This window comes from Bacteroidota bacterium (genome assembly GCA_018692315.1).
Classification (GTDB): Bacteria; Bacteroidota; Bacteroidia; order Bacteroidales; family JABHKC01; genus JABHKC01.
Genome location: JABHKC010000186.1, coordinates 1 through 14,941 on the forward strand (window position 1 = coordinate 1; position 14,941 = coordinate 14,941).

Annotated in this window: 7 protein-coding genes; 1 reads left to right on the forward strand and 6 read right to left on the reverse strand. The window is 31.4% G+C overall.

Annotated elements, in window-relative coordinates:
* Positions 1 to 185: 185 nt before the first annotated feature.
* The 4 genes from HN894_13750 to HN894_13765 all read right to left on the reverse strand — a co-directional run bounded on the left by HN894_13750 (position 186) and on the right by HN894_13765 (position 9,551).
* Entirely contained in the window at positions 186 to 386 is a 201-nt protein-coding gene (locus HN894_13750; GenBank protein MBT7144388.1) for a hypothetical protein, read from the reverse strand.
* A gap of 2 nt (positions 387 to 388) precedes the next feature.
* On the reverse strand, positions 389 to 2,158 hold the full coding sequence (locus HN894_13755; protein MBT7144389.1) for a hypothetical protein: 1,770 nt from the start codon (positions 2,156 to 2,158) through the stop codon (positions 389 to 391).
* Between the two features lie 530 nt (positions 2,159 to 2,688).
* On the reverse strand, positions 2,689 to 2,856 hold the full coding sequence (locus HN894_13760) for a hypothetical protein (GenBank protein MBT7144390.1): 168 nt from the start codon (positions 2,854 to 2,856) through the stop codon (positions 2,689 to 2,691).
* 344 nt (positions 2,857 to 3,200) lie between these two features.
* A complete protein-coding gene (locus HN894_13765; protein ID MBT7144391.1) occupies positions 3,201 to 9,551 on the reverse strand; it encodes a S8 family serine peptidase in 6,351 nt (2,116 codons plus the stop codon).
* 322 nt (positions 9,552 to 9,873) lie between these two features.
* Here HN894_13765 and HN894_13770 point away from each other — a divergent pair, with 322 nt between their 5' ends.
* Positions 9,874 to 12,501: a T9SS type A sorting domain-containing protein gene (locus HN894_13770; protein MBT7144392.1), complete on the forward strand. Its 2,628-nt coding sequence runs from the start codon at positions 9,874 to 9,876 to the stop codon at positions 12,499 to 12,501.
* Between the two features lie 76 nt (positions 12,502 to 12,577).
* Here HN894_13770 and HN894_13775 read toward each other — a convergent pair whose 3' ends face one another.
* Both HN894_13775 and HN894_13780 read right to left on the reverse strand, forming a co-directional pair.
* A complete protein-coding gene (locus tag HN894_13775) occupies positions 12,578 to 13,324 on the reverse strand; it encodes a carboxypeptidase regulatory-like domain-containing protein (GenBank protein MBT7144393.1) in 747 nt (248 codons plus the stop codon).
* A complete protein-coding gene (locus tag HN894_13780; GenBank protein ID MBT7144394.1) occupies positions 13,321 to 14,937 on the reverse strand; it encodes a YncE family protein in 1,617 nt (538 codons plus the stop codon). The genes HN894_13775 and HN894_13780 overlap by 4 nt, the downstream gene beginning before the upstream one ends.
* Positions 14,938 to 14,941 lie beyond the last annotated feature (4 nt).

The window sequence follows — 14,941 nt, forward strand, 5'->3', positions numbered from 1 at the left end:
TCTTTCTATAGCTATGCCATGGCAGATGGTATCTTTAATTATCTGTTTGATAATAAATATGGGCTAATTTATAAAACTAAACCCAAAATCCCTGATAGCCAGCTATCTATAATTTGGGAGGAAAATTGAGGAAACTTCAGGCAATATTTGTATCGTAATACTGTCTAAAATTATGTAGTGCAATCTTATTTATTTTCATCTTTTACAGTGTTTTCAATTTCTTTATCAATTGTTTGTTGAATATAATGATTGCCTTTTCTAAGTTTTTTTACTTTTTCGGCATCAATTAGCTTTTCCAAAGATTTATAGTCAATTTCGTTTTCATAACAAAGTTGCATTAAATCTTCATCAAGCTGCTTTTTTACTTTTTTTATATTATGGCTCATAATTATATAGTTAATGAATTATTTTCTAATTTTAAATATTTCATTTCAATCTGAAATTCAATAAGTTTGTATACTATTCTTTCCTCTATTTCATACTTTTCTGAAAAATATTTTACAATGTCATTTGTTGGTATATCAGAGTTTTTTCTGAGAAATGATTTTAAACTTTTCCCAAAAAATTTAGGGATATTATAAAATTGCAGATAATCCACTGTTTCAGCATTTTTAATTAATCCAATATATGACTGATTTAGAATAAGAAAAGTATCTGTCTTATCAATTTGAATATTTCTATAAATACTATTAAATTCTGTATCTCGATATTTTTTCACATGTTTTTCAATATCTAAAATATGAATTGGTTCAGTTGAATTCTGTAATAATTCCATGACCATATTTTTTATCGTGCCTCCTTTAATATCTGAATATTTTTCTTCCCAGATTTTCAAACCGTAAGTACTTGTACGTCCAAAGCAAATAAACCCTTTATCCTTTTGCATTGAAGCCCTTACGCTATCTTGACTGCATTCATAATTAGGGTATTTTTCTGCAATTTTTTGGAATATTACTTTAACAGATACAGGTTCTTGAATTTCTTTCAAAATTTCATATGCATATTCATGAACTGATTTATGAATATTCTTTTGAAATATAATATTTTCTTCTAGATCAAGAATTAATTCAAATTCATCAAATAATAATTGATCACAAACTATTGTAATTTCTTCAAGATGGGAGTAATCTTTTGGTTTGTAAAATTTCAGTAAATAGCCTTGGAAATTAAAAGAATAGGAATTAATAATACGGTCATTATGTCTATTGAAAATATCATTTGTGAATTTTTCAAAATCAAAAATTGAGGTTAGTTTTTTTGATATCAGATACGTAGTTTTCCATTCATGAACAAACCGTCTTTTAGAACCAAATAATAAATCCTGTTCATATCCAATTATTTCATGTGTTTGACTGAAAAAAATTGAAATGATTTTGGTTATAAATAGTTTATTAAATTTATTATTTTCATTTTTATTGATACTATCAACAATTTCGTTTTTGACAGAAATTAAATCTGTATCTGTATTTATATTGTAAATAGAATTAAAATCAATCTCAAAAATCAATATAAACTTTAAAGTTGTATTTAATTTCCTATATATTGTATTCCTAATCTGCCTTATTCTTTCTGTAGTTAATCCAATAAAAGATGCAATTGTACTTAAGTTATTGTGCTTAAAATCAATGAAAAAATTAAAAGTATATTTAAAAATGATAAGCTCCCGTTTTGCAAAAATTTGCTCATTATTTAATAGTTGTATGATTAAGCTAAATATTCTTATTTCCTTGTCATTGTAAAAGATATTACTTAGTTTATGAAGTTCAATATTCGGAAAATATATATTCAATTGAGAATAGTAATATTCTATTTGTAAATCATTTTCATTTTCAAATAAGCATACTAAATTGATATATTCAAGAATATCTGCTTTGAATTGATTTAATTCTTGGACAGATTTTCCTCCAATGTTGCGTATTCTTTCAAACTTAAAGTTTTTAATCGCAATAATGTAGTGATATACATTATTAACTGTAAATGTTTGATTTAATAACTTTTCCAAGACATTGTATGAGCTAACTGATAAATTGTTTACACATGATTTAACAAATGAATTAATTATTGTTCTTTGACGTAAATTTAAGTTGTCTATGATTTCTTTTAACTCGTTCTTTGTTTCTTCTTGTTTATCAATTATTAAGTGATTTTTGTATTTCAAACAAATGTCTAATAATTCATTATTTGTTTTATTCCCACAATTTCTAAGTTTTTTAAAATCACCATTTTCTTTGTAATGAAGAAGAATTTTTTTCAATGTTTTTAGTCCATTATATTTTAAAGTATTTAAAGCTCTTACAGTTGTTCCTTCAATATCTGCTAATTCAATAAGACTAATATTTTTTATTACTTCGTTCATTTACCCTTAAATCGCATTTGTCAATTTATTTTAATCTGTACTTGATTCAAATTGAACCTAATATTGCTGTACAAAGATAATTCCTCATATATTTCATATATCTGATGTTATATTTCCAATTCGTAAAAAGTTAATAATCTTTTTGTTGTTTTTACTTGCTTCATGAGTGAATGTTTCGTCGAATTAAATTATCGTTTGATAGATTAGTGCTAATTTATTTATTAACTACGTATTTATATTTTGACAAATTTATAAAAATCATTTAGTTTTTTGGCATTCAATTTTTTTTGAACAATTTTTATCTGTTGAAAATCCACTGGCTACATCAGAATTTAATCTAAATCCCCCATTTCGAAATCGCCACCTTGCACAAAAATAAGTTTAAAATCTGGGATTTTTCCTTTTGGGTCTTTATAGGAAAGATTTCCGGTTTTTTCGTCAATTTCAAAAATGCTTCCGAATTTTTGTTTTAACTCATGCAATTGTTCGGGTTTTATCATATTTGTTTTAGTTTACAGTGTTCCGCTATCTAATATTCTGCCAAAATATTTTCATTTTTCTATTCAAACTACAATATTAATAAAAAAATTTAATCAACCGACCCTGCGGGTTTTGAAAACCCGCAGGGTCTCATTGCGATTGTTATTGGTACTTAATCTATATTTGGAATTTTCACAACAAAAACACTTGCAGATTATAGTTGAGATTACGAGAAAGAAAAATCATAAATCCCGTCATAACTGTTTTCTTCTTTTTTCAATTATCCCCGCCATAAATGACGGGGATATAGAACGTTTTTTTTGGGCTTTCCGCTACACTAAGATTTATGCTAAACTCTAAAAAATCACTCTTCAAAATCAACAGTAATTGAACCCTGATTGCTCATTTTAATTTGGTAGCCTTCGCCGGGTTTCATCAAACCAATATAATTTAGTGAAAACTGTGGCCAATAGACCATACCTAATTCATTTTTCACTAGAATAATATTAGAAACAACAGGATTGAGTATTAATTCCATTTCTTTGTCTTCTTTCGCAGGAAAACCAATAAAGCTCCACCCTGCATCCAAATCTATAATGGTTTGTAGGTGTGGAAAGCTTTGTACCGATAATGTTTTCTGAGATGTAAGTTTTATTTGATAACCTTCTGCTAAGGATACATTTCCTATGTTATTAATATTATATAAAGGCCAGCAAATTTCGCCATCAGAGTCTTTTACAATTGTTACCCAGTTTTGTATTTCGTTGACAAGCTCTAAAATATTTGAATTTTCAGGCATAATATTTATTGAGAAGATATTCCATCCTTGTTTTAAAACAATTTCTTGCGCGAGGTGCACACCACAGATAAGATTAATTGTTTCTCCAGTGCTATAGCTTATTGGATTTGTTTCAGGAATAAGTTCTCCTAAACTGTCTTCTGATAATAAATATGACTGCTGCCAACTGAGCAAACTCCCCTCACCCTGACTGTAGTTTATTGAAGCAACACTATCCGGCATATTTAAATGAATAGAAACATCTCCGGATTGCATATAAGGAAGGTCGATAAAAGAAATTCCATCATGAATGGTCTGGGCAAAACCAATACTTGAAATTACAGCAAAAGAGCTGTCCGTAAATAAAGTTTCTAATGTGTCAATCATGCCGTTAGCATTGTTATCTCCCATAATACTAACATAAATTCCCGGCATTTCTATTCCTTCAAAATTTTGTATAATATCGCTATTTACATAATTATGAACAGAATATTCAGGATTGAAATAATATGCTACTGCCTGAGGTATTAATGTAATTGTATCTGCAAAATCAACACTTATTGTATAATATCCGTTCGAATCAACAGACTGACCATTAATGGATGCATTTGGTACAGGGTCTCCTGCCAAATCCAAAACTGAACCGGATATTACGCATGACGCTTGCGATGTACCTAAAAATGTAATTGTCTGATTGCTTGTAACATTTATTAAAGAACTTACCGGTGGCACAAAGGAAAATCCAATTGCAAGTGGTGTCAATGTAATGTTATCTCCGTATTCTACTGAAACTGAATAATTTCCATTTATGTCAACAAACTGACCATTTACCGATGAATTTGGAATAGGATTGCCACTGGTGTCTAAAACTGCGGCAGTTACTATATTTGATAGTTGTGGAGTTCCAACAAAAAATTGATCATGATTACTTGTTACATTCAAAAATGTTACAGAATCAGGATAAAAACTATAACCAATACAATGAGGAATTACAGTAATATTGTTTCCAACAAAAACACTTATTGAAAAATTACCGGTGTTTGTAACTGTTTGTCCGTTTACAGTTGCATTAGTAATAAGATTTCCGTAGTCATCAATTAGAGTTCCTGTAATTAAATAAGTCTGAACAATGCCAACAAAATCCTGTACCTGATTGCTTGTTAAATTTGTATAGGAAGCCGAAGCCGGTGTGAAATAATATCCCGACAAAAATGGGATTACATCTAAATTATTTCCATAATTGACTTGTATTAAATAATTTCCGTTCGAATCAACAGTTTGTCCATTTATCTCAACATTTGTTAAGGGTAATCCTGAAATATCAGTAACAGAGCCTGAAACTTCTATGATAGGAATTGGAGCACCTATGAAGTTTTGAATCTGGTTATTTATTATATTAGTTAAAGTTACAAATGAAGGTGTAAACTCGTAACCAAGCATAAATGGATCAAAGGTTGCAGTACTCCCATAATTTACCTGTATAAGATAATTTCCATTTGAATCCACAGGGTTTCCGCTTACCATAGCATTGGCGAGAGGATTTCCAATTGTATCAATAACTTCACCTGAAATGTCCATTATAGGTACAGGATTTCCTGTAAAGTCTTGTGTGATTGAACTTGTAACATTAGTGAAAGTAACGAAAGGCGGAGAAAAACTAAATCCCAGAGCGTAAGGTAACAAAATAATATTATCACCAAAATTGACAAATTCTGAATAGCCACCGGCAGTATCTACTGGTTGATTGTTAATAACAGCATTTGTAATTGGAACATTGTTAGAGTCTTTTGCAGTACCTTGCACTAAAATGGGAAATTGAGCAAGAGCTGTAAAGGATTGTGTTTGATTGCTGGTTACATTATTAAAAACTGCAGCAGATGGAACAAATGCATATCCAATAGCCTGAGGTAAAATAATTATATTATCGCCATAACCAACTGTTATCAAATAATTTCCGTTTGCAAATACTGAGTTACTATATGCAATACCATTGACTGAATAATTGACTATTGCATTTGGTATAGGAAATCCGTTATTATCCATAACTATTCCTGAAATTGAATAAGACTGAATTGTGCCTGTAAAATCATATGTCTGATTACTTGTTACATTAGTTAATATCATTGCAAAGGGATTGAAAATGTATCCTACAGCTTGTGGAACTATGTTCAAATTGTCTCCATAAATGCAAGATATTGAGTAATTCCCATTTGTATCGAGAGTTTGCCCAAGTAATGATGCATTTGGAATGGGATTTCCAAAATTGTCTAATACAGTCCCTGAAATAATTACATCCGGCATTGGTAGTCCGATAAAATCCTGAGTTTGATTGCTTAGAATAAGACTGAAAGCTATAGTATCAGGTGAGAATGTGTAGCCAATAGCTTGAGGGGAAATACTGATGTTGCTGCCACATGCGACACTTATTGAGTAATATCCGTTATTATCAACAAAAAATCCATTAACAGTTGCGTTGGTTATTGGGATTCCATTCGTATCTAAAACAGTTCCTGTAATGTTACAAGATCCTGTATAAGCAATAAAGTCCTGATTAGATATGTTTCCCGACAAGGGTGTTGTAATGCTGATAGGACCATCAAAAGTATAGTTTTGCCCGCTTGTTTGATAAGAGGCACTTAATGTTCCTGTCCAACCACTCGGAATTGCTATGTAATAAGTTCCATCAGCATAAGTTGTAGCAGTATTATATCCACTTGCAGTGATAGACACACCTCCTAATCCAGCTCCAGTAGAGCTTCCAATTGTAACAATTCCTGTAATTAAAAATAATGAAGCGCTTGGTGTATGGATTGCCAGATAATCCTGATTTATTTTGTTTTCGTCTAAATTACTGTATATCCTTTGATTTGGAATAAAGAGGTAGTCTTGTTTGAAGGGCTCAATTATTCCGCTCCAGCCTTTCATCTTATCAAATTCGTAATAACCTAAGGAATCGGTCATTGCAAGAGTTAGACTATCATGCATTATTTCAACATCGATAACACCAACATCCTGGCTATTAGCAACATATCCGCTGATTCTAAAACTTGAATACGGAACTTTATTATTTAAGCTATGAACATTAGTTGATGGTAAAGGATATATTTGAATATTACATGCAGAGCCAAAACTATTCGGACTGCTTATTTCAATTAAATTATCAGCTTTGTCAACTGTATATATTTTTTCGTTTGGTCCCATTTCTAAAGGAGTGTCCATTATAAAAGTCGAAACATAAACATTTGCTATTGACATACTTAAAGAATTCATAAGGTCTATTTGCTTAATAAAACCATTGTAACAATAATATAGGAATTCCCCATTTGGAGAAAACTCAAGGCCTCTTTTAGTTTTAACAAATATTGTATTGGGAACTAAGGTATAGTTTGTTATTGAACCACTGGTGTCGTCAAAATCAAATAACTCAACTCCTGCTTCATAAACTGTTTGTGCCAGCTTACTTCCATCAGGGGAAATTGCCAGAGCACCCAATGAAAATAGTCCAAAATTATTACTCTGATATCCTCCTATGTTTATTGCTTGCGAATTTGTATCTACGCCATTTTCATCAAGTAAATAAACTAAAAATGTATTCCCTATCATAGAGTGAGATATTATCCAAAAGTCCTTACCATTTCCATGCAATACTGCTATCATTTTTTCTGCAGCAATACTGTTTAATTCAATATTTTCAAAATTCGGATCAACAGCACCCAGACCACCATTTAGATTCATGTCAATAATAGTGTAACTTGTTCCCAAACCATTGTTTGCATAACAATCATCAACATTGAAAACAAAATATTTTCCATGATTTTGATTATAACCATTTACAAATTTAGAAGGTTGTGGCAACATCAGACTTCCTTGAGCCGCACTTTCACCTCCCATAAAAAAGAGCGAAGGATTTATAGTATGATGTCGGTTCCAGACTTTACTTCCATTAGTGTATAAAAGTAAATTACCATCAAAATTTGAAATTGATGAAGTACCTTCGCCATAATATCCATTGTGTAGATCTACAGAACCTTGTGTAGTAGTAAACGTTCCACTATTATTGTCAAATGATAAAACTCCATCTTTTTTGAAATACCAATGATTATTTTCTTTTCCGGAAAGATTTTGATATTCGGCTTCAGTTATAACATGAATATATGAAGATTTCGAAACTGTTGCTGAATTTGTTTGTGTTTGTGTTTGATTTGTAACAGTCAGTGAAACATCATAATAACCTGTTTGAAGGTAAATTACTGCAGGATTTGAAAAAGTTGATGTACTGCTTAATGAATTCGGAAAGCTCCATTGATAATCGGATAAAGTTCCGCTTTCCGCTTTGGCTGCAAAGGTAGCAGGATGACCAATAACTATGGTTTGAAAATTTGATGAAAAATCAACATTTGAAGTTATAGCATTGCTTTGCAGCATTAAAAATATCTGTAACAAATCTATTCTGCCACTGCCCAGATTTCCAGCATAGGACAAACTGTTTAATGGATAGATATCAAAACTGTTGTTTTCTAATAGTAGTTCAATTTGATAAGGTTGAAGTTCAGGTGCATAAGAAGAAATTAATGCAACAGCACTGGCTACGAGAGGAGATGCCATAGAAGTTCCGTTTAGAATTGCATATGAATTATTGTTGACAGGTACAGTACTTAAAATTAAAACACCAGGAGCCATGATATCTATAGTAGGTCCATAATTCGAAAAAGTTGCTTTAATATCGGAAGAATTAGTTGCTCCAACACTTATAACATAATTATAACTTGCAGGATACGCAGGAGTTGTTAGTCCATCATTTCCGGCTGCTGCTATAAGTTTTATTCCTAAATAATGCGCTACAGTCATTAGACTTTGATTAGTTTGCGAATAACCATATCCACCCCATGACATATTTATGACATCTGCACCAGCAGCAATTGCATAAGCAACACCTTCATAAGCTGCCTGTAGGCTTGAACCTGTGCTTTGGTCAGTTTTAGTTTTAACAGCCATAATCTTCACATTATTTTGCCCAGCTCCTGCAATGGAGGCTATTCCTGTATTATTGTTTGATGTAGCACCGGCAATTCCGGCTACATGTGTTCCGTGCATGAAAAAGCTATTTGTAGCATTTATTGGAGGATTTGGATTGTTATCGAAATTGGCAAGGTCATAACCATTAATATCGTCTATAAATCCATTAGAATCGTCATCTATATTATTGTTTGGAATTTCGCCCGGGTTTGTCCAGATATTCTCTGTCAGGTCCTGATGGTCAATTTTTACAGCATCATCTACAATTGCAATTACGACTTCAGCATTGTTAGAATTTGCATTGTAAATGTTCCATGCAAAGGATGAGTTGACTTGATTTAAATGCCATTGTTGAATATACTGAGGATCATTTGGAGTATAAAAAGACTCGACTTCTGGAACTCTTTCTGCATAAACTACATAAGGCAAAGCACTCAAGTCTTTTATTATTTCTTCCGGGCTACTATTGCTATTACACTGAATGGTAAATATATTTTTCAACTTATTAGAATGCCCATTTATTTTTGGATTATTCAATTCTGTTAATGCTTTAAACATTCTTTTTACATTTGCATTATTAACTTTATGTCTATCCGCAAATGTTCTAAGCTCAGGGTTGACTGAAAACAAATCTGAGTTTTCTACAAAGTTAAAAAGCGAGATTTGCTTGAACTTTACATAGAATTTCCCTTTAATATAATCTTCTTCATTGATATTTAGATAGTTTTCAAAACCTTGAAAATTAGATTCATAAGCTTCCCGAATTTTCACTTTTGCCGAAGTATCTTTTTGGCTTAAAAAAGTTTCCTGTTCAAATTTAGCAGTTTTTTCATGAAAAGATGTCCCAAAAACATAGTTTGAGAAATGAAAAACAGTTAAGATAATCGAACCTATTACAATTTTGGATAGTCTATTTCTCATATTATCATATATTTTACAATTAATAATATTGAATAAGTTTAGTTCAGAATTTGAAAAATTTAGTTCAAATTTATATAAACCCAAACTTTGTAATTCATTCTCATTTTCTGAAACAAAAAAATCAAATATAAACATTTCTTGACATATGACAAAATAATATTGCGATTAGTCTAATCAAATTCAAAATATTTATGAAATAATTATCTCAAGGCTTAAGACAACGAAATCATCATAGCATTTGTCAGATGTTTAAAGTACTTTTTGAAAGAAAATAAACTTAAAGTTTAATGTTTTGAATAAATATGAACTAAATTATCAAATTATGGAAAAGAAATCTTATAAAAAAACAGTCAAAATAGCAATATGCCTAATTATTGTATTGATTTTAATAAATATTCAGGGCTTTTCGCAAAATCCTGTGATTTGGGCACCTTCTGGCACCGAACAAATTGCTACAACATATAGTAATCAAAATATTGATCCTGATCCAATATTCATTTTTTGTGCAGAAGCCAGTGAAGACTCAATTGGCGAACTTTATGTTACAGGTGGTTATTATAATTGTACTTACACATGGGGATGTTATGATATAGACCCAACATCACCAACTTATAACCAATTTGTTACAATTCAGGATTGGGCGAGTGGATTTACTGACAATATAAGCAATTTGCCCAGTGGTCTATATCAGGTTATTGTGAATTGTGGAGGAAATACAACCTGCGCAAGAGCACATGTTTTTGTAAATGAATCTATAGTCGAATTTGATGCAATTGCAGCGGGTTGCGACACATTTTCTATTAATGGAGCTCATATAGATGCAGTTGATGATTTTACAATTTATGAACCACCTCCGAATCCTTTTATTGTGGATTCTCTTACAGAAATAAAAGTTTGTTTCTCTGCAAACCATACTTATGTTTCCGATTTGGGATTTTATCTCGTAGCGCCCGATGGAGTAACTACCGTTGAACTTCTTCCTTCTATTGCAGCGTGGAACAACAGTACAACTCTTGATGCTTCACAAGTTCTTTTGTGCAACTCAAACGAAGTAAATACTAACTGCAATAGTGGAAACAATGTTGACGAATTTTGTTTTTCTACAGGACCAATCAATAATGGTTTACCAACATTAATTGCTGGCAATCCCAATCAAACAGCCTGCATTTGTAATATGTCAACACCACTTAGCGGAACATTTGCATCTGCCGGACCATGGTCGCCACTTTGGTTAGATGGTTCGTTCAATGCAGCTGACGATAGTTGGGCAGTACAAATTTATGACTGTATTGGTGCTGATGTTGGATTTTTTAGCGAAGTTTCAATTACTTTCAAAGGTCAATCGGATTGTGGACTAACAACAATCGACTACGATTCAGGGCCAATAAATTCTACGATTAACGATAATTCTTGCGATCCGGCAACAGCTTCGATTTATGTTGTTCCCTTAAAATCAACAAGTAGTTACGCACTTCACGATTCTGTTACTGCAACATGGTCGTGTTCGCCGGTCAATTGGGACCCTGCATGGGGAAGTCAGGATTTTAATACAAATCCATCGCCACACATAAATCCAGAACCATCAGTATCAACAACTTTTAGTTTGACAATTGCAGATCATCTTTACGATACTCTTGGGAATGAAATTACAGCTTACACTCCTTGTAATCCTTCAGTAACAAACACATACATTACACTGCCTACAGATGCAAGCATCTTATCATTCCCATCTGAAGTTTGCAAAACTGATCCTCCTGTTCTGTTAATTCCTGCATATTATGGTGGAGTATGGGAGGTAATTGGTTCAAATGCCTGCAATTCTTGTCTTGCTGGTGGCGGATATTTTTTTCCTTCGCAAGCCAATATAGGAACTAACGAAATTTGCTATTCGTTCGGAGGCATTTGTCCAAGCGAATCATGCATAATAATAGATGTATTAGATACTCCAACAGCAAATGCAGGACTCGACCAACAAATATGTGGCGAAACTGTTCAACTAATGGCAGACACAATGCAAAATTATTTTGGAGTAGGTGCATGGAATGCATCTGTTGCAGTAAATTGGGCAGCAAGCAATAATATTCCGAACCCAACTGTAAGCATTTCTGATTTCTTAACAAATGCAAATAATAATCCAATAAATACTTATGTTGTTTTCACTTGGACAATAACAAATGGACCTTGTAGCCATTCCGATGATGTAAGTGTTACTTTCAAACCAATTCCGACAGCTTTCGCCGGAAATGATACTTCAGTTTGTGGTTTAACAGTCGATTTAAATGCTATTTATAGTCTTGGAGGTCCCCCAGCAAGCTATGGAAATTGGACGAGTTTAGGATATTTTGGAGGAAGTTCTAATAATGATCCTAATGCTTCATTAACTGTTTATAATTATGGTCAATATACTTTTATTTGGAGAGAGAACAATGAAGAATGTTTCGATCAGGATTATGTAACTATTGAATTCCTTCAAAATCCACCAATTCCTACAATAACTCATAGTGGAGATTCCTTGATAACTTTGGAAGGATATATCTGCAATTGGTATTTAAATGGAAACTTATTGCCTGAGATCGGACATAAAATCTTAGCTCTTGCTTCAGGCGAATATTTTGTTGAAATAATAAATGAGAATGGATGCTCATCCGTTTCAAATCTATATGAAATCATAGTAGTTGGAATTGAAAATGAAAATTTCTCCAAACATTTCAAAATTTATCCAAATCCAAATAATGGTAATTTTTTTGTTGAAATCAAAAATACCAATTCTTCAAACATAGACGTCAAAATTCATAATGTACTTGGCGAAATTGTTTATTTTGAACAAGTTTCTTCATTAGTCAATAATTATAAAAACAGTATTAATTTATGCGAAAATCTAAAAGGTGTATATTTTGTTACAGTAAAAACAGAAGAGAATGTTTTTGTTAGGCGGTTGGTTTTGCAATAGATATTAAAGTAATACATTTGTTTGCAGTTATACGAAGAGGTATTTCTCAACAAAAGTCTAATTGAAACTTATTTGCTCACTTAGAAATACTTATATCATCTATAAGAATTCCTTCACTATTATTGCCTGAAGAATATTGATTATAAGTCCATTTTAGTTCATGTGTTCCAATTGGCAATGAGATAATAAATTCCTGCCAATCGTATTCATCTGATTGAGAAAAAATTTTAGTATCATCAATATAAAACTCAATAAACTGACCCCAGTTTGGAATATTGAGCTTATACCAAAATTTTAAATTCATACCATTTTCAAATACTTCTACTGTTGTTGATATAGAGCATTGCTGGCTATTCCCAGTTATACCTGATTTAGCAGAATAAAATCCCGAATGTGATTCAGTGTTTGTAATGAACCAATTTGCATTACCGGATAATGTCCACACATCAGTAAATTCTCCACTTTCAAAATCCTCAATAAAATGTTCGAATGGTTCAATAGATAATATTTTTGTATTGTTTCCTTCATATAGAATGAAAGAATCATATAAAGGTCTAAATTTTTCTTTTTTTACACTGACAATAGTATTCACTGTTACCAAATTAGAAAATGAACACTTTCCGCTATCATCAGTTGTACTAACATATTCCTTATCATTAAAAACCTTTACTTCTGCATCAGAAACAGGATTTGAAGATATATCATTAACTATTACTGTTATATTTGCAGCTGATATTTCAGATGTTTCATCATTTTCACAAGAAATAATTATCATTAGAAATACTAAAAATCCAATAGCTGAAAAATCTTTAATTGTTCTCATTTATTTTCCTCCAATAATTTAAGAATAACAAGATCTCTCCGCTGAGAACCATAGTTTCCATAATCCCCAACTATTACAAAAAGCCATACACCATTTACACTTAATTTAATCGACTGAATATCAATGTCATTGGAGAAATAGAAACGGCTAATCTCTTGATATGTATCTATATCAAATACATAAACCCATTTCGAACTATTTGCTACAAAAGCAGTTGAACCATCCGGACTTATTGCTATTGCCGTAGGATAAGCTGTATATAACGTACCAACTGAATTAAAATCATTGGTATTTAATACTTGTACGTAATATGGATCTTCACAAGCAATAAATATTGAACTAGCATCAAAAGATAATTTCATATCTAAAATATAAGAACCGATTGAGCCATAATCATTTTCAACAGCCAGTACAGGAGAATCTGTTGAAATATTAAACTTATATAAACTTGCAGGTGTTGAACCAACTTCTCCAATATATAGAAAAGAATCTGTTTTTGATGCTTCACACAAAGAATAAGCCATAATGCCGCTGGCAGCTGTGATTAATCCAATTTCCTCATAATTTTCCACATCTATAATTCGTGGATAATGACTACTTTTTGTAGTTGCATAGAGTTTATTTGTAATATTACTGTATGATAAATTATATGGATATGTTGTTGTATTTATTTCTCTGACCATGGTCATTGTTAAAATATCAATTACTGATATATTATACTCATAAGAGTTTGCTACATACAATTCGTTTTTATTACTATTTATTGCTATGCCATGCGGTTCGTTCCCAACTGAAATATTATTTTCAACGATTCCAGATTCAATATTGATAACGACAATTTCGTCATTTTCTTTGTCTGATACAAAAAGATATTTATTGTTATCGTCTGAAAGAAAAGTTCCAATTTGTATGTTTAAATCAAGATTTGTAACAAATCCGCTTACATTATCCAATTCATTACTACTATTTGATTGACCGGAATTATTAAATACGAAAACTTGATAGTAATTTGTGTAACCAAAAAGATTTTCAATGTCTTGATAAGTTGTATCGTCAATCGCTTCAATTGTTGCAATCAGGTCTCCGTCCGTTCCCATACCACTATATAAAGAACGATATAATTTGTATGATGTAAAATCTGAGGCTGTACTTTTTGACCAACTTAGGTTAAATGAATTATAATCTCTTCCAATATCATAAAGTGTAATTGACTGAGGCTTATTGTAATAAATAATTATAGAGTCTTTCGTAATATTTCCATTTGAATTAGTTATAATCAAAGATATTATATGCTCATTTTGAGACAGTTGATTGGTCTCGAATGAAAGCATTCCTGAATAAGCTGCTTGAGCAGAGTCTATCACACCATCCTTATCGCTATGCCATTGAACATTTAAATAGTCATTTCTATCAATAATATCTAAAATTTTTCCAGAAAACTTAATCGTATCTCCATATGCAAAATCAGAACCTGTTTTAGGAGATGTAATTTGAATGATTGGATTAAACTGTATATCTTCAACAGAAGTTGGATTTAATGGTTCTTCACTACAACTTGATATTAAGATAAATATGGAAAATAAACCAAATAAAAAAAAATTGTTTGTTTTCATCTGA